Consider the following 19,413-nt stretch of genomic DNA (forward strand, 5'->3'; position numbering starts at 1 on the left):
TCGTGGTCGTGCGCGCGTGGTGCTGTGCGCGTATTGCTGTGCGCGTGGTGGTGCAGCCGCCAGTGTGCGTCCTGCACCACCCTCGTGGCCAGGGTCCTAGGACTCAGTGCTTGGCGGGCAGGAAGCCCATCCGGTCGTAGGTCTGCGCCAGCGTCTCGGCCGCGACCGCGCGGGCCTTCTCCGCGCCCTTGGCCAGGATCGAGTCCAGCGTCTCCGGGTCGTCCAGATATTCCTGGGTGCGGGCCCGGAACGGCGTGACGAAGTCCACCATGACCTCGGCCAGGTCCGTCTTCAGGGCGCCGTACATCTTGCCCTCGTAGCTCTTCTCCAGGTCGGCGATGCTCGTCCCGGAGAGGGTGGACAGGATGGCGAGGAGGTTGGAGACGCCGGCCTTGTTCTCCGGGTCGAAACGGATCACGGTGTCCGTGTCGGTGACCGCGCTCTTGACCTTCTTCGCGGTGACCTTCGGCTCGTCCAGGAGGTTGATCAGGCCCTTCGGCGAGGACGCCGACTTGCTCATCTTGATCGTCGGGTCCTGGAGGTCGTAGATCTTCCCGGTCTCCTTGACGATGTACGGCTTGGGGACGGTGAAGGTGTCGCCGAAGCGGCCGTTGAAGCGCTCCGCGAGGTCGCGGGTCAGCTCGATGTGCTGGCGCTGGTCCTCGCCGACCGGGACCTCGTTGGCCTGGTAGAGCAGGATGTCCGCGACCTGGAGGATCGGGTACGTGAAGAGGCCGACGGTGGCGCGGTCGGCGCCCTGCTTCGCGGACTTGTCCTTGAACTGCGTCATGCGGGAGGCCTCGCCGAAGCCGGTGAGGCAGTTCATGACCCAGCCGAGCTGCGCGTGCTCGGGGACGTGGCTCTGGACGAAGAGGGTGCAGCGGTCCGGGTCGAGGCCGGCGGCGAGCAGCTGCGCGACGGCGAGGCGGGTGTTCGCCCGCAGCTCGGCGGGGTCCTGCGGAACCGTGATGGCGTGCAGGTCGACGACCATGTAGAAGGCGTCGTGGGACTCCTGCAGCGCGACGTACTGACGGACCGCACCGAGGTAGTTGCCGAGGTGGAAGGAGCCCGCCGTGGGCTGGATTCCGGAGAGCGCGCGAGGACGATCAGAGGCCATGCACATCATTCTCTCAGGTGTGGGAACCGATCCCCGACTGCCGGTGTATCAAGAGTGTGAGGACGCGGGAGGGGACCCGGGAGGGGGGCCTGGTCGTCGACGAGGCCGTGGTGATCGCACGGGTGCGCGCCGGAGAGCCGGAGGCGTACGCGGAGCTGGTCCGCGCGCACACGGCGGTGGCGCTGAGGGCGGCCGTGGCGTGCGGCGCGGGGCCGGAGGCCGAGGACGTGGTGCAGCAGGCGTTCTTCAAGGCGTACCGCTCGCTGGGGAGGTTCAAGGACGGGGCGGCCTTCCGGCCGTGGCTGCTGCGGATCGTCGTCAATGAGACCAGGAACACAGTGCGCTCGGCGGGTCGCCGGCGGGCCGTCGCGGACCGGGAGGCGGACCTGCTCGGCGGCGAGCCGCGGATACCGGAGTCGGCGGACCCGGCGGTCGCCGCGGAGGAGCGGGAGCGGAGCCGGCGGCTGCTCGACGCCCTGGACGGCCTCTCCGAGGACCATCGCCAGGTGGTGATCCACCGCTATCTGCTGGAGCTGGACGAGGCGGAGACGGCGGCGGCGCTGGGCTGGCCGAGAGGGACGGTGAAGTCCCGGCTGAGCCGGGCGCTGAAGAAGCTGGGACTGGTGCTGGAGGGAGGTGAGGAGCGTGGCTGACGAGCGTCTGCCGGACGAGCTGCGGGAGCTGGGGCGGCGGCTGCGGGTGCCCGACGTGGACGGCGGGTCCATGGCGGAGCGGGTGCTCGCGCAGCTCCTCGCCGAGCACGTACCGACGCCGGTGCCGGAGCTGCCGGGGCCGGGGCCGTGGCGGCGGCGGTGGGGCCGGGTGCGGGCGTGGCTGCGGGAGAAGCGGCGGGTGCTGGTGGCCGGCCTGACCGGGGTGCTGATCGTGCTGGTGCTCACCCCTCCGGTGCGGGCGGCGGTGGCGGACTGGTTCGGCTTCGGCGGGGTGGCCGTGCGGTACGACCCAGAGGGCCGCACCGCGCCGCCGGGCGGGGCGGTGCCGGGCTGCCCGGACCCGGTGCCCCTGGCGGAGGCCGGGCGCAGGGCCGGGTTCGAGCCGGCGATACCGGGCGTGCTCGGGCCGCCGGACGCGGTCGCGGTGACGGGATCGGCCGAGCGCGGCCGGGCGGTGATCAGCCTGTGCTGGCGCGCCGGGGAGCGGACGGTCCGGCTGGACGAGTTCCCGGCCCGGCTGGACATCGGCTTCGCGAAGGAGGTCAGGACGCAGCCGGAGTGGGTGGATCTGCCGGACGGGGCGCAGGGCTACTGGTTCGCGGCTCCGCACCTGCTGACGGTCCCGATGACGGACGGGACCGGCGGGATATGGACCCATGAGGTCCGCACGGCGGGCCCCACGCTCCTCTGGACGCGGGGCGGGGGCGCCCTCACCTTCCGGCTGGAGGGCATACCGGACCGGGAGGAGGCACGCCGGACGGCGGAGTCCGCCGGCTGACGGTGGCTGCGGCGGTGGCCCGGCGGGGGCCGGCGCTCGCGGTGTGGTGGGCGCGCCGTCGTCGAGGTTTCCGCTTCCGGCGCGCGAGCGACGATAAGAAGGGGAGCCACAACCCCTGAGCTCCCGGGCCGCAGGACGAACGGAGACCCCGTGTCGAGGACGCAAGACGCGATCGCTTCCGCGGAGGCGCACAGCGCTCACAACTACCACCCCCTTCCGGTCGTCGTCGCCTCGGCGGACGGCGCCTGGATGACCGATGTCGAGGGGCGCCGCTATCTCGACATGCTCGCCGGGTACTCGGCGCTCAACTTCGGGCACGGCAACCGGCGGCTGATCGAGGCCGCGAAGGCGCAGCTGGAGCGGGTGACGCTGACTTCGCGCGCCTTCCACCACGACCGCTTCGCCGAGTTCTGCGGGCAGCTCGCGGCCCTGTGCGGCAAGGAGGCGGTGCTGCCGATGAACACGGGGGCGGAGGCGGTCGAGACAGCCGTGAAGACCGCCAGGAAGTGGGGGTACGAGGTGAAGGGCGTGCCGGACGGGCACGCGAAGATCGTGGTCGCGGGGAACAACTTCCACGGCCGGACGACGACGATCGTCAGCTTCTCCACGGACCACGAGGCGCGGGACCACTTCGGCCCGTACACACCGGGGTTCGAGATCGTCCCGTACGGGGACCTGACCGCTCTGGAGGCGGCGGTCACCGAGAACACGGTGGCGGTGCTGCTCGAACCGATCCAGGGCGAGGCGGGGGTCCTGGTGCCGCCGGCCGGCTATCTGCCGGGGGTGCGGGAGCTGACCCGCCGGCGGAACGTGCTGTTCATGGCGGACGAGATCCAGTCGGGTCTGGGCCGGACGGGGAGGACCTTCGCGTGCGAGCACGAGGGCGTCGTGCCGGACGTGTACATCCTGGGGAAGGCGCTGGGCGGCGGTGTCGTGCCGGTGTCGGCGGTGGTCGCGGACCGTTCGGTGCTCGGGGTGTTCCGGCCGGGCGAGCACGGGTCGACGTTCGGCGGTAATCCGCTGGCCTGCGCGGTGGCCCTGGAGGTGATCGCGATGCTGCGGACGGGCGAGTACCAGGAGCGGGCGGCGGAGCTGGGCGAGCACCTGCACGCCGAGCTGCGGCTGCTCGTGGGCGGCGGTGCGGTAGAGGCGGTGCGCGGGCGCGGCCTGTGGGCGGGCGTGGACATCGCGCCCTCGCGGGGCACGGGCCGGGAGATCTCGGAGAAGCTGATGGAGCGGGGGGTCCTGGTGAAGGACACGCACGGGTCGACGATCCGGATCGCGCCGCCCCTGGTGATCTCGAAGGAGGACCTGGACTGGGGCCTTGAGCAGCTGCGGGAGGTGCTGGCGGACTGAGCGACCGGTCGGCCTCCGGTCGCGTGGCGTCGTCAGGTACGGAGTGCTTCGAGCGGCTGCACCTTCGCCGCTCCGAGTGCCGGGTACAGGCCGGCGAGGAGTCCGGTGAGCGATCCGACGGCGGGGGGGGGAGGACCACGGTGCAGGGGTTGATGACGGTGGTCCATTCCCGGACGAGGGCGACCACGGCGACGACCCCCACCCCGATGGCCGTGCCGGCGAGTCCGCCGAGTGTCCCGAGCACGGTGGACTCACTTCGGCGAGTCGGCATTGCCGGTCGAGGACCACGCCCGGACCATCCCCCCGCCGCAACGCGGGCCGGGCAACTCGGGCCATTGACACGAGAGTTGGTCTAGGCCAATGATGCCGCCATGCCGAGACTCCGTCTGCGTCACGCCGTGCGTGCCGCGCTCGCCGCCCTCGTCCCCCTCGCGCTCCTCGGCGCGTCCACGGGACCCGCGCACTCCGCCCCCGGGGCGGCCTGGCCCGAGCCCGTCCCGGTGGTCTCCCACGTCGAGACCACCGACCCCGTCGTCTTCATCACCATCGACGACGGCTGGTACCACGACCCCGCGGCGGCGGAACTGCTGCTCGACCGCCGGGTGCCCGCCTCGCTCTTCCTCCTGCCGGGCGCCTACTCGTACGACTCCGGCTACTTCCACACCCTGCTGAACCAGGGCCGCTCACGCGTCGAGAACCACACCGTCAACCACCCCGACCTGACCACGCTCGACGCCGCCGGGCAGCGGGCGGAGATCTGCGGGGCCCGCGACCAGCACCTCGCCCGGTTCGGCGACGGCCCGCGTCTGCTGCGCCCGCCGTACGGCACGTACGACGCGACCACCCGGACCGCCGCGCGCGCCTGCGGGGCGAAGGCCGTCGTGACCTGGACGCACGACCTCACCACCTGGGGCTCGTGGACCCCGCCGGCCCCGCAGCTCAAGGCCGGCGACATCATCCTGCTGCACTTCAACGAGACGGTGACGCAGGACCTGGAGCGGGCACTGGACCTGGCCGAGGCGGCCGGCCTGAAGCCCGCGCCGCTCAGGGAGTACGTCCCCGAATAGGGCGCGTACGTCCCCGAGCAGGGCGCGGGCGCGGACGTCCCCGGGCGGGGCTCAGAGGATCACGTGCGGGAGGAAGCGGGCGTACTCGTCGGTGACGAGGCCCGCCGACTCCCGGATCCCGAGGCCCGCCGCCTCGTTCTCGACGACCCACGCGCCGAGCACGACCCGGTTGCCGTCGAAGTCGGCCAGCGGGGCCAGCTCCTGGTAGCAACAGCGCTCCCCGTCCCGTACGAACGGCTCCGTACCGGCCTCGTGCAGGGTGACGCCCGCGCCCTCGCGGCCGAGCAGCGGCTTGGCGACCCAGCCCGTGGTCGAGGCCAGCTCGCGCGGACCGTCGAGGTAGGCGGGGAGCAGGTTCGGGTGACCGGGGTTCAGCTCCCACAGGATCGCGAGCAGCGCCTTGTTGGAGAGGAGCATCTTCCAGGCGGGCTCGATCCAGCAGGTGGTGCCGGTCCCGCCGCCGTTGTCGAGGGTGGCGAGGACGTGCTTCCCGAAGCGGTCGGTGGTCAGCCACTCCCAGGGGTAGAGCTTGAAGCAGGCACGGATGAAGCGGAGCCGGTCGTCGACGAACCGGCGCGAGAGCCGGTCCCAGCCGATCCGCTCGACGGAGAGCGCCTCGGTGTCCAGCCCGGCCTGCTGGGCGGTCTCGCGCAGGTACGCGACCGTCATCAGGTCCTCGCCGAGCTCGTCGCCGTCCGAGTGGACGAAGTGGACGGGGCCCGGCGGCAGCAGCGGCGCCTGGCGCTTCCAGGCGTCGACGAGCCGCTCGTGGAGCGAGTTCCACTGGTCGGCGCCGGGGAACCGCTCCTCCATCCAGAACCACTGCGGGCTCGCGGCCTCGACCAGCGAGGTGGGGGTGTCGGCGTTGTACTCCAGCATCTTGGCCGGGCCCGTACCGTCGTAGCGCAGGTCGAACCGCCCGTAGAGGGACGGGAGTTCGTCCCGTCGCCGCCAGGACTCGGCGACCAGGGAGGCGAGCTTCGGGTCGGTGATCCCGAGCTCGGCGAACCGGTCGTGCTCGACGATGTGCTCGGCCGCCGCCAGGCACATCGCGTGCAGCTCCTCGACGACCTCCTCCAGCGCCTCGACCTCGGGCAGGGTGAAGGAGTAGTACGCGCTCTCGTCCCAGTACGGACGCAGCGAACCGTCCGGGTAGCGGGTCAGGGGATAGACGACCCCCTGCTCCTCGACGATCTGCTGCCAGTCGGGCCGGGGCTCGATGGTGTGCCGCTTCATGTGCCGGGGCCTCCTCAGCCGCCGCCGGAGCCCGAGCAGCCGAAGCCGCCGGTGTCGACGGCCGCCTTGCTGAAGCTGCCGCCGCTCACCGTGCCGTTCCGGACGGAGCCGCCGTAGTAGTACGAGCCCCGGGTCGTGGTGCCGTTGCTGTCGTCGTCGTCATCGCCGCCGCCGCTCTCGCACCGGTAGCTGGGCAGCTCTTCGCGGGTCAGCGGGTCCACACACCGCCGGTCCGGCTCCGAGCCGCACGCGGTGATCGTCGCCGCGAGCACACCCATCCCGCCGAGCACCACCGTGCTCGACCTCAGCCTGCGCATGTCCGTCGCCTCCCCTTCGCGGTCGTAACCGTCGTGGGCACGACAGTCGCGACCGCACAGTGTAGGCCGGTGATTTCCGGCCTCAACGCCTAGAGTCATTTCGTGCTTCTCGGGATGATTTGTGCGGTTGCTTCGGCCTTCTGCTTCGGTGCGGCCTCTGTCTTCCAGGCGATGGCGGCCCGTGCCGCCGAGCCGGGGACGGGCGGGGGCGTCGACGTCGCCCTGATGTGGCGCGCGCTGCGCCAGTGGCGCTATCTCGCCGGTCTGGGGATGGACGGCCTGGGCTTCGCCCTGCAGATCGTGGCGCTGCGGACGCTGCCCATCTACGTCGTGGGCGCGGCGCTCGCCGCGAGCCTCGCGGTCACGGCGGTCATCGCCTCCCGGCTGCTGCACGTGCGGCTGAGCCGGGTGGAGTGGACGGCCGTGGCCGTGGTGTGCGCGGGGCTCGCGATGCTGGCGCTCGCCGCGGGGAGGGAGGGGCACAACGGCGGCTCGGAGGCACTCCGGTGGGCGCTGCTCGGCATCTCCTTCGGGGTGCTGCTGCTGGGGGTGGTCGGCGGCCGGCTGCCGGAGAAGCCGCGCGCCCTCGTCCTCGGCCTCGGGGCGGGCTTCGGTTTCGGGGTGGTGGAGGTGGCGGTCCGGCTGATCGACGGCATCGACTTCGCCGATCCGGTCTGGTACGCGCTGCTCGTCGGCGGCGGGGCGGCGTTCCTGCTGCTGACCTCGGCGCTCCAGCGGGGCTCGGTGACCACGGCGACGGCGGGCGCGGTGCTCGGCGAGACGATCGGCCCGGCGGTGGTCGGGGTGGTCTGGCTCGGGGACAGCACGAGGGAGGGCCTGGGGTGGCTGGCGGTCCTCGGCTTCGCGGTGGCGGTGGCGGGCTCGCTGACCCTGGCCCGCTTCGGCGAACCACCGGCACCGGCCGCCGGACCGCACGAGGCGCACCCCCGGGGCGAGGACAAGAGCCCGGCCCCGGCCCCCGAGCGGGGCCCTCGCACGCCCTGACGGCCGGAGACGGGGCAGTGGGCGGGCGTAGGCGAGCAGGGCCGGGCCAAGCCGGGCCGGGCCGGGCCGGCTTGGCTTGGCTTGGCCCGGCTGCTCAGGGCAGCACCCTGCACAGGGCCTGGAGCGCGTTCTGCCAGCCGCTGTCCGGGGGTGTGGCGTACCCGACCACCAGGCCGTCGAGATCCGGTTTCACGCCGGGTCGCCGGAACTGGTTCAGGCCCAGGACCGCGAGCCCGTGCCAGGCAGCGGCGCGCAGGACGTCCTGCTCGGTGCCGGGCGGCAGGGTGAGCACCGCGTGGAGGCCCGCCGCGATGCCGCTGACCCGCGTCGCGGGCGAGTGCGCGGCCACCGCCTCCACCAGCTGGTCCCGGCGCCGCCGGTAGCGCAGCCGCATGGCCCGTACGTGCCGGTCGTACGCCCCCGAGCCGAGGAACTCGGCGAACGCCAGCTGGTCCGGCGCGCTGGACGCCCAGTCCGCGACCCCCTTCGCGGCGACCACCTCACCCACCAGCCCCTCCGGCACCACCATCCACCCCAGCCGCAGCCCGGGCGCGAGGGACTTGCTCGCGGTCCCCAGGTAGACGACCCGCTCGGGGTCCAGGCCCTGGAGCGCGCCCACCGGCTGCCTGTCGTAGCGGAACTCACCGTCGTAGTCGTCCTCCAGGACGAGGCCTCCCGAGGCACGGGCCCAGTCGACGACGGCCGCACGCCGGTCCGGCGGGAGGGCGCCGCCGAGCGGGAACTGGTGGGCCGGGGTCAGGAGGACGGCTCCGGAGTCCGTCAGCTCCTCGACGCGCGTGCCGCGTCCGTCGATGGGCAGGACCGGGGTCCCGAGGCCGGCCCTGGTGAGGAGGCCGGCGTGGATGTCGAGCCCGTACGACTCGACCGCCACGTCCCGCACTCCCCTGCCGCGCAGCACCTCGCCGATGAGCATCAGGCCGTGGACGAACCCCGCGCAGACCATGATCCGTTCGGGCCGGACGTGCACGCCCCGCGCGCGGGCGAGGTACTCGGCGAGTGCGGTGCGCAGTTCGATCCGGCCGCGCGGATCGCCGTAGCCGAAGGCCTCGTTCGGGGCGGCGGTGAGCGCCCGCCGGTAGGCCTTCAGCCAGTCGGCGCGGGGGAAGGAGGCGAGGTCGGGGGTGCCGGCCTTCAGGTCGTGCGCGGGAGCCGCGGGCGGGCCGGGCCGCGCCGGTGCGGCGGGCCGGGGCCGCGGGGACGAGGGCACGGTCCTGCTCGGCGCGGTCCTGCGGGCGACGCGCGTGCCCGAGCCCTGCCGGGCCGTCAGCCAGCCCTCGGCGACGAGCTCGGCATAGGCGTCGGCGACGGTGTTGCGGGCCATGCCCAGGTCGGCGGCGAGCGACCGGGAGGACGGCAGTCGCGTGCCCGCCTCCAGGCGCCCGCTGCGGACCGCCTCCCGGAGCGCGTCCATGAGGCCGGCACGCAGCCGCGGACCGCGCAGCTCCAGGTGAAGGTCGGCCCCGAAAGTGGCCCAGTCGTTCGCCATGGAAATGGACCATACTCCTGCGCCACCCCGCTCGTACGGTGGGAGACATGACCACCACGGCGGCAGACGCCGCAGCAGACAAGAACGCGCACGAGCACGCGCCCCGCCTCGCCCTCGCCGAGCGGGTCCCCGAGTTCTACCGGGCGATGATCCGGCTGGAGACGGCGGCCGCGAAGGACGTCGACCCGACCCTGTACCACCTGATCAAGATCCGGGCCTCGCAGGTCAACCGCTGCGCGTTCTGCCTCGACATGCACACCAAGGACGCGCTGGCGGAGGGCGAGACCGTCGAGCGGATCGTGCAGCTCACCGCCTGGGAGGAGTCCCGGCACTTCTACACCGAGCGGGAGCTCGCGGCCCTCGCCCTGACCGAGGCCGTCACCGTCCTCACCGACGGCTTCGTCCCCGACGAGGTGTACGCGAAGGCCGCCGCCCACTTCGACGAGACCGAGCTCGCCCGGGTCATCGCCGCGATCGTCACCATCAACGCCTGGAACCGCATCGGCGTGACGACCCGGCTGACGCCCGGCCACTACACCCCGCGCTCCTCGTGAGGAGCGGGGCGGCGGCGCCCTCGGCGAGGGCGCCTTCGCTCCGTGGTGCCCTCAGTGCGCGCCAGGGCGGAAGAACTCCAGCGCCACGCGCAGCACCTCGCGCTGCTTGGGCCAGTCGGCCTCGGGACCCGCGGCCAGGATGGCGTAGTGGTTGCCGTCCGCCGCCGTGAAGGCCCGGTCGACGACCTTGCGGCGGCCGCCGTCTCGGGCGTACGCGTACACCAGCTCGGCGGCGTCGGCCGGGGCGTCCGGATCGCCGGTGACCCGGTCGAGGCTGATCTCCACGTACCCCGGCTTGTTGGCCTTGCCGTCCTCGGAGGCGCCGCGCAGGGCCTCGTACGGCGTCATGCCGGGCTCGGTGATGACGAACACCTGGAGGAGGCTCTTCCCGTCCGGCGCGTTGAAGAAGATGCCCTGGTCGGACTCGGTGCGGTCCCAGCCCTCGGGGACGCCGACCGTGAAGCCCTTGAGGTCCTTCTGCGCGCGGTAGCCGGGCGGAGGGACACCGTCCGCGGGGGCGGTGGCGGACCCGGAGGACGTGGGCGCGCCCGACGGCGGGTCCGTCGGGGAGCCTGTCGGGGAGTCCGTGCCGTACGAGGTCCCCGCGTCGGTCGGACCGTCCGTCGGGTACTCCGAGGGCGTCGTGTCCACCGGAGCCGAGACCGAGACCGCCGGGCCGCCGGCCGCCGGCCCCTTGCCGTCCTCACCCCTGCCCCAGAGCAGCCAGGTGCCCACCGAACCCGCCGCGAGGACGGCGACGGCCACCCCCGCCGCGACCACGCCGCGCGCCCGCGGCCGGCCGCCTGCCGCCCCTGCCGGGGCCGGGGCGGTGGCGTACTGCCACTGCCCCGTCTCCGGCACGTACTCCGGCACGTACTCCGGAGCGTACTCCGGCACGTACTCCGGAGCGTACGAAGGAGGAGGCGGCACGGAACCGGAAGCGGGGCCGGAAGCGGGAGCGGGCGCGACGGGCACGGAAGCCGGAGCGGGAGCCGGGCCCGTCGTGGGCATCGGCGGCGGGGCCGGAGCCGGGGACGGCGCGCCCCCGACCGGCTCCCAGCTCTGCGTCTCGTCGTTCCAGCGGGCGTTCATGTCACCCTCCGAGCAGGGCGCCGACGGCCTGCCCGACGGCCACGCCCGAGGCGAGGATCCCGGTCACCGCGCCCGCGTCCAGGAGCGCCTGGCGCAGCCGGGTCAGGCGGGGCGCACCGGCGCGCCCCGTGCCCTCGATCTCGTCCTCGGCGTCCGAGAGTTCGCCGTCCAGGGCGGCCGTCTGCTCGGTGGCGACGACACCCCCGAGGTCGGCCCTGAGCTTGCGGATGGCCTGGAGGAGCTCCTCCTGCTGCGGGTCGCGGGCCGGCTGCGTGCCGTTCACGGTGCTGGTGACGGTGTTGTTGTCGCCGATGGTGACGTTGCCGCTGGTGTTGGTGACGTGAATGCCGCCGCGGTCACGGGAGTTGTCGGTGTCAGCCACGGTCGCCTCCGGTCGTGGAAGTGGTGAAGGTCTTGCTGGTGACGGTGTTGTGGTTGCCGAGGGTGACGTTGCCCTTGGTGTTCTCGATGAACGTGCCGCCCTCGGCGACGTGGATGATCTTCTGCTCGAACTCGGCGGTCTCGTATCCGGCTTCGCGGAGCGCGACGGTCACGCCGTTCGCGACGCGGTCCTGGATGCTCTTCAGGTAGCGGCTGAGGTCCATCTCCTGGAAGAGGGAGGCGTCGTCGTCGGAGCCGAGCTCGCGGACCGAGACCGCGGGCCCCTCGGGCAGTGCGTTGGCGTGGCCGGCCGTGAGCAGCCGCCAGCCGTGGCCGAGCGCCCGCCAGAGCGTGACGACGGCCTGTCCGGCGGAGCGCGGGGTCTGGCCGAGCGCCCAGACGGCCTTGCCGAAGTGGTGGTTGTGCCGGTAGCGGTGGGCGATCCGGTCGGCGTACCGGTAGAGCGGCTTCACCGGCCGCAGGACGTGCGGGGCGACCTCCAGCATCAGCATGCCGCCCTGCGTGTGGACGCGGACGAAGACCGTGGCGACGATCTCCTCGCCCCAGCCGCCGACCCGGATGCGGAGGAAGTGACGGCGGGTCTCGCCGCCCTCCTCGATGGCGCCCGAGCGGTGCAGTTCGAAGCCCTCCGGGGTGTAGGGGGCGGCGGTGCGGGCCGGCAGCCCGTCGACGGGCAGGAAGACGACCTCGTCGATCTCCAGCTCGCGCAGCCGGTCCCGTACGGCGGCCTGGATCTGCGGCGAACCGTGCGGGGAGGGCACGCGCAGTGCCTCCACGAGCGGGACGACGTGCCGCATGATCGCGCTGTTGTCGAGGGGCTCGGGCGCCTTGGCCCCGAGGTTCTTGCGGGGACGCAGCTCGATGGAGAGCGACCAGGGCTCGTACGGGGCTCCGGCGCCGCAGAACGGGTCGTCGGAGCCGTACATGACGAGGCGCGCGTGCTGCTCGACGCGGATCCGGTCGCGCAGCCGGCGGGACCGGCCGCCCTCGGCCTGCTCGGCCGGGTCGGAACGGAGGTCGGCGAAGCGGTCCCTGGAGAGCTCCTGGGTGAGCGCCCGGGCGAACTGGCCGCGCTGGGTCGCCACCGCCCAGGCCACGAGCAGGGGCACGGCGACGGTGATCCACACCTCCAGCGGGCCGATGCCGAACATCCCCTCGGCGGCGAGACCGAGCGCGGGCCCGGCGAACTCGCCCGCCTCGGAGACCTCGCCGAGGAACTCGTAGCCGGACTCGTCGTCGCCGAAGCCGAGCAGGAGCAGGAGCAGCGCCGACTGGAAGAGGAAGATCCGCCCGTACCAGCGCAGGAGGAGGGCGGGGACCGTGCGCCAGAGGGGCGCGGCGGCGGCACGGCCGCGGACCCAGCGGGCGAGGCCGAGCACGAGGAACGGCGCGACGAGGAGGACGACCAGGCCCTTGGTGAGCGGGAACGCGATGATCCAGAGGGCGAGGATGCCGGCGGCCCAGGCGAGTTCGACGCGGCGGGCGCGCAGCGCGTGTGCGAGGACGCGGCTCGCGTCGAAGCCGAGGGAGGGGGCGGCGAAGCGCTCCTCGTGGACGTACAGCTGCTCGATGACGGTGTCCCGGAAGCCGTCGTCGAGGTAGGTGCCGGCGCAGAGCAGGCGGGTCGACTCGCTCGCGGAAGGTAAGCGGCGCGGATCGACGGCGGGCGACGCACCCGGGGGCGTACCGGGCGGTGTTCCCGGTGGCGTACTCGGTGGCTGCCCTGGCTGCTGCGGTACGAACGACTGCGTCAAAACTCCCCCGATGCGCGGAACTGTTCCTGTTTTCGGCCCACTTGACGGGGAACCGGTGGGACAGCATAGGGGAGGCGGGGCTGCCTGTCGGCGCGAAGAACGGCGCCCCCGGGCCGTACGGTCGGTCGTACGGCCCGGGGGCGCCGGGTATGCGGAGTGCCGTCAGGCGGTCAGGCCCTCAGGCGGGGGGCTCAGATGAGGCCGAGCTCGCGGACCGTGTCGCGCTCCTCCGACAGCTCCTTGACGGAGGCGTCGATGCGGGCGCGCGAGAAGTCGTTGATCTCCAGGCCCTGGACGATCTCGTACTTGCCGTCCTTGCAGGTGACGGGGAAGGAGGAGATCAGGCCCTCCGGGACGCCGTAGGAGCCGTCGGACGGGACGCCCATGGAGGTCCAGTCGCCCTCGGCGGTGCCGTTGACCCACGTGTACACGTGGTCGATGGCGGCGTTTGCGGCGGAGGCGGCCGAGGACGCGCCACGGGCGTCGATGATCGCGGCGCCGCGCTTGGCGACGGTCGGGATGAAGGTGTCGGCCAGCCACGCCTGGTCGTCGACGACGTCGGCGGCGTTCTTGCCGGCGATCTCCGCGTGGAAGATGTCCGGGTACTGGGTCGCGGAGTGGTTGCCCCAGATGGTGAGGCGCTTGATGTCCGTGACCGAGGAGCCGGTCTTCTGGGCCAGCTGCGTCAGCGCGCGGTTGTGGTCCAGGCGGGTCATCGCGGTGAAGCGCTCGGCCGGGACGCCCTTGGCGGCGGACTGGGCGATCAGGGCGTTGGTGTTGGCCGGGTTGCCGACGACGAGGACCTTGATGTCGTCCGCGGCGTGCGCGGCGATGGCCTCGCCCTGCGGCTTGAAGATGCCGCCGTTGGCGGCGAGCAGGTCGCCGCGCTCCATGCCCGGGCCACGCGGGCGGGCGCCCACGAGCAGGCCGATGTTGGAGCCCTCGAAGCCCTTGTTCGGGTCGTCGAAGATGTCGATGCCCTTGAGCAGCGGGAACGCGCAGTCGTCGAGCTCCATGGCGGTGCCCTCGGCGGCCTTCACGCCCTGCGGGATCTCGAGGAGGCGCAGCTTGACCGGCACGTCCGCGCCGAGCAGGTGGCCCGAGGCGATGCGGAAGAGCAGCGCGTAGCCGATCTGGCCGGCCGCGCCGGTGACGGTGACATTCACGGGAGTGCGGGTCATGGCGATCTCCGTAAGACAGCTGGCGGTGGGGGTCCCTGCCCCGGGTTCCGGACGTCTCTTCTGATCGACGATCGACGATCGATCGGTCTGATCGATCGGTGTCTCGACGTGAAGAGATTTCCAGCGGTCAGGCTATCGGACCCGGGGGCCCGTGAACCCCCACCCCGTTGTGGTCCGGCTCACTGCCACCCGTCCGAGCCCTTGTCCGCGGGCTTCTGGAGGTACGTCAGTTCGCGGTGCAGGTCTCGGTGCGGTCGGCGAGCGTGGCGCAGGCCTTCGCGTCCCCGGCGGCCGTGACCGCGAGCATCGGCGTGTACGCGCCGGTGTCGGCGCCCGCGGGGACGGACGCGCGGCGGGTGACCCCCGCGACCTCCACCGTGACGGTGTCCCCCGGTGCGGCTCCGCTGATCCGGGCCCAGGCCGCCGCGCAGGTCTCGCTGTGCCGGACCTCGACCAGGACGGTGCCGACGCGGGCGCGGGCGGTGGTGGTGGCGAGGGGGCCGCCGCAGCCCATGGCCTCCGGGTCGCGGCCGGTGCAGGCGGGGCCCGCGCACTTCACCCCGGCGGGGAGGTCGGTGCTCGGCGCGGCGGTCGGGGCGGTCGGCGAGGGCGGGGCCGAGGCCCGGTCGTCCGCGCCGCCGCCCGAACCTCCGAGGTCGACGAGGAGAAGGGCGGCGGTGACGACGAGCAGGGCGCCGACGGTCCCGGTGACGTAGAGGAGGAGGGTCCGCCGGGGTGGGGGCGGGGAGTCGGCGGTCGCAGTGGGGGCGGCGGGGGCCGATGCCCGGGACGGCTCCTGGGCCGGCGCCCGGGCCGGTTCCTCGGCCGGTTCCTCGGCCGGTTCCTCGGCCGGTTCGAGGCGCCGGATCTGCATGGTCCGGTCGTCCCGGGACCCGTCGGGATCGAGCGTCCCCTCGCGGTCACCGCCGCGCGCCCACGCCCGCTCGGCGCGCTCCCACTCCGCCGCGAGGTCCCCGGGCTCGGTTCCGGTCACCTCGGCGAGTGCGGCGACGGCGGTCCTGGGGACGGGCCGACGCCCGTTCAGATAGGCGTCCCATGTGCTCCGGTCGTGTCCGGTGCGCTCGGCCACGGCGGTGACACCGAGGCCACTGCGATCGACCAGCCGGCGGAGCCGCTCGGCGAACGCGCGGACGTCCGGGTCGAGTTCGTCCGACAGCGCCTTCCAGCCAGGCATGTACGCCCCCCTTGTCCGCGACCTCCCCTGCGTCCTCGAAGGATGGCAGCTCCAGGGACGATCCGCGCCCCGGATGCGGAGGCGAGGTAGCGGAATGGTCACTTCCGTGACACAGCGAGCGGCTGGAACTTGAACCTCATTGGCGCGTACATGACCCTTGATCACAGCGGCGCCCGCCCTCCCACGGGGGAGAGGGCGGGCGCCGTACGCGATCGCGGTCGCAGCCGTCGCGTCACCGCTCCTGCGTCACAGCGTGAGATGGAGGACGTCCTCCAGGAACGGGATCCGCAGCCAGGGACCCGGCTGCACCATGAGCGCGAGCAGCACGATCAGGCTGCCCATGACCCCGTACGTGATCATGTCCGTGAAGCGGGACCGGACGGCGAGCATGCCCACGGACGGCACCACCCGGCGCATCACGGCGCCGAGCAGCAGGGCCGCCCCGACCAGCATCGTGCCCACCCGGAAGGACTGCGGGAACGGCTCCACGCCGACCACGACGAGGCCGATGCCGGCGAGGACGAGGACGCTGAGCAGGGGCCACTGGCGCGCGGGCGCCGAGGCGTCGCCGGGCGCCGCCCGGCCGCCGCCCTCGGGCCGCGCGGTGTCGGTCGTGAGGCCGAACCGACGCCGGCGGGCCTTCTTGGCCGCCTCGGCCTTGGCCTTGGCCACCTCGCCACCCACGGCGGCCTCCCGCCCGACGGCCTCCTCGCCGGAGGTCCCGCTGCCGGAGGCCGCGCCCTCGGCGGTCACGCTCAGAGCGCCGCGGCCGCGCGCTCGGCGGCCTCGACGACGTTCACGAGGAGCTGCGCGCGGGTCATCGGGCCGACGCCGCCCGGGTTCGGGGAGATCCAGCCGGCGACCTCGGCGACACCGGGGTCCACGTCGCCGAGGATCTTGCCCTCGCCGTTGCGCGAGACGCCGACGTCGAGGACGGCCGCGCCCGGCTTGACGTCCTCCGGCTTGATCAGGTGCGGGACGCCGGCGGCGGCCACGATGATGTCGGCGTTGCGCAGGTGCGCCGACAGGTCCCGGGTGCCGGTGTGGCACTGCGTCACGGTCGCGTTCTCGGAGCGGCGGGTCAGGATGAGCGGCATCGGGCGGCCGATGGTGACACCGCGGCCGACGACCACGACCTCCGCGCCGTTGATCTCCACGCCGTGCGCGCGAAGCAGCGTGATGACGCCGTTCGGCGTGCAGGGCAGCGGGGCGGGCTCGTTGAGCACGAGACGGCCGAGGTTGGTCGGGTGCAGGCCGTCCGCGTCCTTGGCCGGGTCCATCAGCTCCAGGATGCGGTTCTCGTCGATGCCCTTCGGCAGCGGGAGCTGGACGATGTAGCCGGTGCAGGCCGGGTCCTCGTTGAGCTCCCGTACGACCGCCTCGATCTCCTCCTGCGTGGCGGTGGCCGGAAGGTGACGCTGGATGGAGGCGATGCCGACCTGTGCGCAGTCGCGGTGCTTGCCCGCCACGTACTTCTGGCTGGCCGGGTCGTCGCCGACGAGGACGGTGCCCAGGCCGGGCGTGACGCCCTGGTCCTTGAGGGCCGCCACACGGGCGGTCAGTTCGGTCTTGATCGCGGCTGCGGTGGCCTTGCCATCGAGAATCTGGGCGCTCATGAAGACATCCTCCCGGATGACCCCCGCCTTGTTCCAATTCGCTCCCACCGGACGGCTCGTCAGGCGGGGCAACAGATTGCACTTGCACAACTCCGTGGGGTATCGACTGGACAAGAAGTCGACCGTGCGACGACGATGACCGCGAAGTACCGCGGAAAGTGCCGGGGGGAAATCCGCTCAAATGCCGTGAAAGTCCTCCGCGCGGGCCGCGTCGTCCCCGCACAGAGATCTTCACGGAGGAACCCCCCGATGAGCTTCGGCGACTCGAACAACCCCTACGGCCAGCCCCAGGGCCAGCAGCAGCCCGGCTACGGCTACCCGCAGCAGGCCCCGCAGGGCGTGCCGCCGCAGCAGGGTTACGGCTACCCGGCGGCCCCTGCGTACGGCGGCGGTTACCCGGCCGCGATGACCGAGATGCCGGGCTCCGTCAAGGCCGCCCGCGTGATGCTCTTCGTCATCGGCGGTCTGCAGATGATCGGCGTGGTCCTCTTCGCGCTCACCGCGATGACCATCTCCGCCGCGCAGAGCGACCCGGCACTGAAGGACGACGTCCAGTTCCAGCAGCTCGCCGACATGTCGACGGGCGCGATCTGGGGCATCACCGCCGTCGTCCTGGCCTGGGGCGTCCTCGCGATCGTCCTCGGTGCCAAGTTCGGCAGCGGCGGCAACGGCATCCGCATCACGGCGCTGGTCTTCGGCATCATCACCGCGATCCTCGGCATCTACCCGTTCATCATCGTCGGCCTCGCGCACACCGTGCTGGCGATCCTGGTCGCGGTCTTCGTCGGCAAGTCGGACGGCGCCGCCTGGTTCAACCGCAACAAGCAGCCGCAGTACTAAGCAGCACGCCGAAGGGGCCGGGTTCCGTACGGAGGTACGGAACCCGGCCCCTTCGCCGTTCCCCGGCAGGCCACCCGGCAGGTCGCCCAGCAGGCCACCCGGCGGGTCACCCGGCAGGTCACACCCGCTTGAGCACCGCGAAGCCGTCCGAGCGGTGCGTGATCTCGTACCGCGCCTCCGGATGCAGTTGCGAAGCCAGCTGCGCCGGGTCCGAGATCTGCTGCGACCAGCCGCGCAGGTCGAAGGCGAGGTAGTCCGGGGTCGCGCCCTTCGAGGTGCCGACCCAGTAGACCCGGTGGTCCGCCGTGAGGTGGGCCAGGAGCGAGACGTCCGCCTCCACGCTCGCGCCCTCCGGCACCGCGTCCACCGCCGCCCGCGCCTGCTCGGCCCGGGTGTCCGTGCGGTACGTCTCCGACTTCAGCAGCTCCCGCAGCGGCAGGTTCATGGCGAGTACGAGCGCGACCGCCGTCGCGACGGGGACGACGACCTTCGCGTACGCCGCGAGCCAGGCGCGCGGCGAGGTGCGCACGGACCGGGCCGCGTCCACGAGGGCCAGGAAGACCACCGGCATGAGGATGGCGCTGTAGTGCCAGTGCATGCCCCAGTGGTTGGCGTCCTGGGAGAGGAAGCGCCAGCCCAGGGTCGGCAGGACGAGCAGGATCAGCGGGGAGCGCAGGGCGAGGAAGCCGACGATCGCGAGCAGGAAGAAGACCATCTCCCAGCGTTCGCCGGAGACGAGGGCGTCCCTGATGACCTGCCCGAAGGACGTCTCCGCGCCCTCGCCGGTCTTCTCGATCTTGGACCAGTAGTCGTACTCGCCGACCCGGCTCGCCGCCGGGATCAGGACGAGGACCGTGAGGGCGAAAGCCGCCGCGCCGAACCCGGCCAGGGCCGCGCCCAGCCGCTTCTGCCCCTTCACGAAGAGGACCACGCCGACCATCGTGACGGTCAGCCCCATGTCCTCCTTGACGAGGACGAGCGGGGCGGACCAGGCGACGGCCGCCGTCCAGCGCCCGAGGATCAGGGCCCGGCAGGTCAGCGCGAGCATCGGGACCGCGAAGGCGATCTCGTGGAAGTCGGACTTGACGGCCTCCTGGAGTCCCCAGGAGAGCCCGTACGCGATCGTGAGACCGATGCCGGCGGCGCGGCTGCCGAGGACCTGCTGGGTGGTGCGGCCGACGACGACGGCGGACGCGGCGAAGAGCGCGGCCTGCCCGAGGAGCAGGGAGGCGGGCGAGGACCAGATCCAGTACAGGGGCGCGAGCAGTGCGGTGACCGGGCTGAAGTGGTCGCCGAGTATGTGGAAGCCGGGGCCCTTGATGTCGACCACGGGGGCCCGGAACTCGGCGTACGCCCTGACGGACTGCCCGAAGATCCCGAGGTCCCAGGAGGGGGTGCGGAAATGCGTGTACTGCACCCAGGAGTAGAGGAAGTACAGGCCGCAGAGGACGGCCGCGAGGATCACATAAGGCCGCAGCGGAGCCGGGGAAAGGCCGTCCGACGCGTCCGCGTCGGTGGTATCCGCAGCGGGCCTGTTCAGTACGTCCAACACCACGTCCCCCACACCGGCGGCCGACAAAAGAGCAACCCATTAGACCAGAGTCCACCCGTTCGGAGGATCGCTCGCCGCCCGGCCGGACGTCCGTGAGCCGCGCCCCCTTCTCCGTAACCGGTAGGTGACGTTCTGCATTCGTTTATCGCCGCTTCCTACCCTGACCGCGC

19 protein-coding genes are annotated in these 19,413 nt (G+C 72.7%); 7 read left to right on the forward strand and 12 right to left on the reverse strand.

Annotation, left to right across the window (positions count from 1 at the left end; translation table 11 throughout):
• Positions 1 to 103 precede the first annotated feature (103 nt).
• Entirely contained in the window at positions 104 to 1,117 is a 1,014-nt protein-coding gene (trpS, locus tag DEJ46_RS14990; RefSeq protein ID WP_150266833.1) for a tryptophan--tRNA ligase, read from the reverse strand.
• Between the two features lie 56 nt (positions 1,118 to 1,173).
• Between trpS and DEJ46_RS14995 the strand changes: the two genes are divergently transcribed.
• From DEJ46_RS14995 to DEJ46_RS15010, 4 genes are all read left to right on the forward strand, one after another.
• Complete coding sequence (locus DEJ46_RS14995) at positions 1,174 to 1,770, forward strand: RNA polymerase sigma factor (RefSeq protein WP_150266835.1); 597 nt, start codon at positions 1,174 to 1,176, stop codon at positions 1,768 to 1,770.
• Positions 1,763 to 2,569: a hypothetical protein gene (locus DEJ46_RS15000; RefSeq protein WP_150266837.1), complete on the forward strand. Its 807-nt coding sequence runs from the start codon at positions 1,763 to 1,765 to the stop codon at positions 2,567 to 2,569. The genes DEJ46_RS14995 and DEJ46_RS15000 overlap by 8 nt, the downstream gene beginning before the upstream one ends.
• A gap of 150 nt (positions 2,570 to 2,719) precedes the next feature.
• Positions 2,720 to 3,925, forward strand: a complete 1,206-nt coding sequence (rocD, locus tag DEJ46_RS15005; RefSeq protein WP_150266840.1) for an ornithine--oxo-acid transaminase — start codon at positions 2,720 to 2,722, stop codon at positions 3,923 to 3,925.
• A 371-nt stretch (positions 3,926 to 4,296) separates the two neighbouring features.
• The gene (locus tag DEJ46_RS15010; protein ID WP_150266842.1) at positions 4,297 to 4,992 is read left to right on the forward strand and encodes a polysaccharide deacetylase family protein; all 696 of its coding nucleotides are present in this window, start codon (positions 4,297 to 4,299) and stop codon (positions 4,990 to 4,992) included.
• A gap of 51 nt (positions 4,993 to 5,043) precedes the next feature.
• Here the strand turns inward: DEJ46_RS15010 and DEJ46_RS15015 are convergent, their stop codons facing one another.
• Complete coding sequence (locus tag DEJ46_RS15015; RefSeq protein ID WP_150266844.1) at positions 5,044 to 6,228, reverse strand: glutathionylspermidine synthase family protein; 1,185 nt, start codon at positions 6,226 to 6,228, stop codon at positions 5,044 to 5,046.
• A gap of 14 nt (positions 6,229 to 6,242) precedes the next feature.
• Positions 6,243 to 6,545, reverse strand: a complete 303-nt coding sequence (locus tag DEJ46_RS15020) for a hypothetical protein (RefSeq protein ID WP_190622657.1) — start codon at positions 6,543 to 6,545, stop codon at positions 6,243 to 6,245.
• A 114-nt stretch (positions 6,546 to 6,659) separates the two neighbouring features.
• Here DEJ46_RS15020 and DEJ46_RS15025 point away from each other — a divergent pair, with 114 nt between their 5' ends.
• Positions 6,660 to 7,550: a hypothetical protein gene (locus DEJ46_RS15025; protein WP_223834628.1), complete on the forward strand. Its 891-nt coding sequence runs from the start codon at positions 6,660 to 6,662 to the stop codon at positions 7,548 to 7,550.
• Positions 7,551 to 7,644: 94 nt separating this feature from the next.
• Here DEJ46_RS15025 and DEJ46_RS15030 read toward each other — a convergent pair whose 3' ends face one another.
• Entirely contained in the window at positions 7,645 to 9,057 is a 1,413-nt protein-coding gene (locus DEJ46_RS15030) for a PLP-dependent aminotransferase family protein (protein WP_150266845.1), read from the reverse strand.
• A gap of 47 nt (positions 9,058 to 9,104) precedes the next feature.
• Between DEJ46_RS15030 and DEJ46_RS15035 the strand changes: the two genes are divergently transcribed.
• Positions 9,105 to 9,611 carry a carboxymuconolactone decarboxylase family protein gene (locus DEJ46_RS15035; RefSeq protein ID WP_150266847.1) on the forward strand — a complete coding sequence of 169 codons (507 nt, stop codon included), beginning with the start codon at positions 9,105 to 9,107 and terminating at the stop codon, positions 9,609 to 9,611.
• A gap of 51 nt (positions 9,612 to 9,662) precedes the next feature.
• Here DEJ46_RS15035 and DEJ46_RS15040 read toward each other — a convergent pair whose 3' ends face one another.
• The 7 genes from DEJ46_RS15040 to DEJ46_RS15070 form a co-directional block, all read right to left on the reverse strand.
• A complete protein-coding gene (locus DEJ46_RS15040) occupies positions 9,663 to 10,703 on the reverse strand; it encodes a hypothetical protein (RefSeq protein ID WP_190622659.1) in 1,041 nt (346 codons plus the stop codon).
• Between the two features lies 1 nt (position 10,704).
• Positions 10,705 to 11,085 (reverse strand): hypothetical protein, encoded by a 381-nt coding sequence (locus DEJ46_RS15045; RefSeq protein ID WP_150266851.1) that lies wholly within the window; start codon positions 11,083 to 11,085, stop codon positions 10,705 to 10,707.
• A complete protein-coding gene (locus tag DEJ46_RS15050) occupies positions 11,078 to 12,859 on the reverse strand; it encodes a hypothetical protein (protein WP_223834629.1) in 1,782 nt (593 codons plus the stop codon). Before DEJ46_RS15050 ends, DEJ46_RS15045 begins: the two co-directional genes overlap by 8 nt.
• Positions 12,860 to 13,050: 191 nt before the next feature.
• Entirely contained in the window at positions 13,051 to 14,040 is a 990-nt protein-coding gene (locus DEJ46_RS15055) for a malate dehydrogenase (RefSeq protein WP_150266855.1), read from the reverse strand.
• Between the two features lie 226 nt (positions 14,041 to 14,266).
• On the reverse strand, positions 14,267 to 15,235 hold the full coding sequence (locus tag DEJ46_RS15060) for an XRE family transcriptional regulator (protein ID WP_150266857.1): 969 nt from the start codon (positions 15,233 to 15,235) through the stop codon (positions 14,267 to 14,269).
• 246 nt (positions 15,236 to 15,481) lie between these two features.
• Positions 15,482 to 16,090 carry a DUF3017 domain-containing protein gene (locus tag DEJ46_RS40900; protein ID WP_411757824.1) on the reverse strand — a complete coding sequence of 203 codons (609 nt, stop codon included), beginning with the start codon at positions 16,088 to 16,090 and terminating at the stop codon, positions 15,482 to 15,484.
• A complete protein-coding gene (locus tag DEJ46_RS15070; protein ID WP_150266859.1) occupies positions 15,991 to 16,851 on the reverse strand; it encodes a bifunctional methylenetetrahydrofolate dehydrogenase/methenyltetrahydrofolate cyclohydrolase in 861 nt (286 codons plus the stop codon). The genes DEJ46_RS40900 and DEJ46_RS15070 overlap by 100 nt, the downstream gene beginning before the upstream one ends.
• Positions 16,852 to 17,100: 249 nt before the next feature.
• On the opposite strand from DEJ46_RS15070, the gene DEJ46_RS15075 reads away from it, so the two are divergent.
• Positions 17,101 to 17,691, forward strand: coding sequence for a hypothetical protein (locus tag DEJ46_RS15075; RefSeq protein WP_150266861.1), 591 nt, complete (start codon positions 17,101 to 17,103; stop codon positions 17,689 to 17,691).
• 118 nt (positions 17,692 to 17,809) lie between these two features.
• Here the strand turns inward: DEJ46_RS15075 and DEJ46_RS15080 are convergent, their stop codons facing one another.
• The gene (locus DEJ46_RS15080) at positions 17,810 to 19,243 is read right to left on the reverse strand and encodes a DUF2079 domain-containing protein (protein WP_411757753.1); all 1,434 of its coding nucleotides are present in this window, start codon (positions 19,241 to 19,243) and stop codon (positions 17,810 to 17,812) included.
• Between the last annotated feature and the right edge of the window lie 170 nt (positions 19,244 to 19,413).

Source organism: Streptomyces venezuelae (genome assembly GCF_008642375.1).
Taxonomy (GTDB): Bacteria; Actinomycetota; Actinomycetes; order Streptomycetales; family Streptomycetaceae; genus Streptomyces; species Streptomyces venezuelae_G.

Coding starts and splice junctions, on each gene's coding strand:
- DEJ46_RS15015 (WP_150266844.1), bottom strand. CDS start 6,228: ATGAAGCGGCACACCATCGAGCCCCGGCCCGACTGGCAGCAGATCGTC.
- DEJ46_RS15055 (WP_150266855.1), bottom strand. CDS start 14,040: ATGACCCGCACTCCCGTGAATGTCACCGTCACCGGCGCGGCCGGCCAG.
- DEJ46_RS15060 (WP_150266857.1), bottom strand. CDS start 15,235: ATGCCTGGCTGGAAGGCGCTGTCGGACGAACTCGACCCGGACGTCCGC.
- DEJ46_RS15010 (WP_150266842.1), top strand. CDS start 4,297: ATGCCGAGACTCCGTCTGCGTCACGCCGTGCGTGCCGCGCTCGCCGCC.
- DEJ46_RS15025 (WP_223834628.1), top strand. CDS start 6,660: ATGATTTGTGCGGTTGCTTCGGCCTTCTGCTTCGGTGCGGCCTCTGTC.
- DEJ46_RS15030 (WP_150266845.1), bottom strand. CDS start 9,057: ATGGCGAACGACTGGGCCACTTTCGGGGCCGACCTTCACCTGGAGCTG.
- trpS (WP_150266833.1), bottom strand. CDS start 1,117: ATGGCCTCTGATCGTCCTCGCGCGCTCTCCGGAATCCAGCCCACGGCG.
- DEJ46_RS15040 (WP_190622659.1), bottom strand. CDS start 10,703: ATGAACGCCCGCTGGAACGACGAGACGCAGAGCTGGGAGCCGGTCGGG.
- DEJ46_RS15035 (WP_150266847.1), top strand. CDS start 9,105: ATGACCACCACGGCGGCAGACGCCGCAGCAGACAAGAACGCGCACGAG.
- DEJ46_RS15075 (WP_150266861.1), top strand. CDS start 17,101: ATGAGCTTCGGCGACTCGAACAACCCCTACGGCCAGCCCCAGGGCCAG.
- DEJ46_RS15020 (WP_190622657.1), bottom strand. CDS start 6,545: ATGCGCAGGCTGAGGTCGAGCACGGTGGTGCTCGGCGGGATGGGTGTG.
- DEJ46_RS15070 (WP_150266859.1), bottom strand. CDS start 16,851: ATGAGCGCCCAGATTCTCGATGGCAAGGCCACCGCAGCCGCGATCAAG.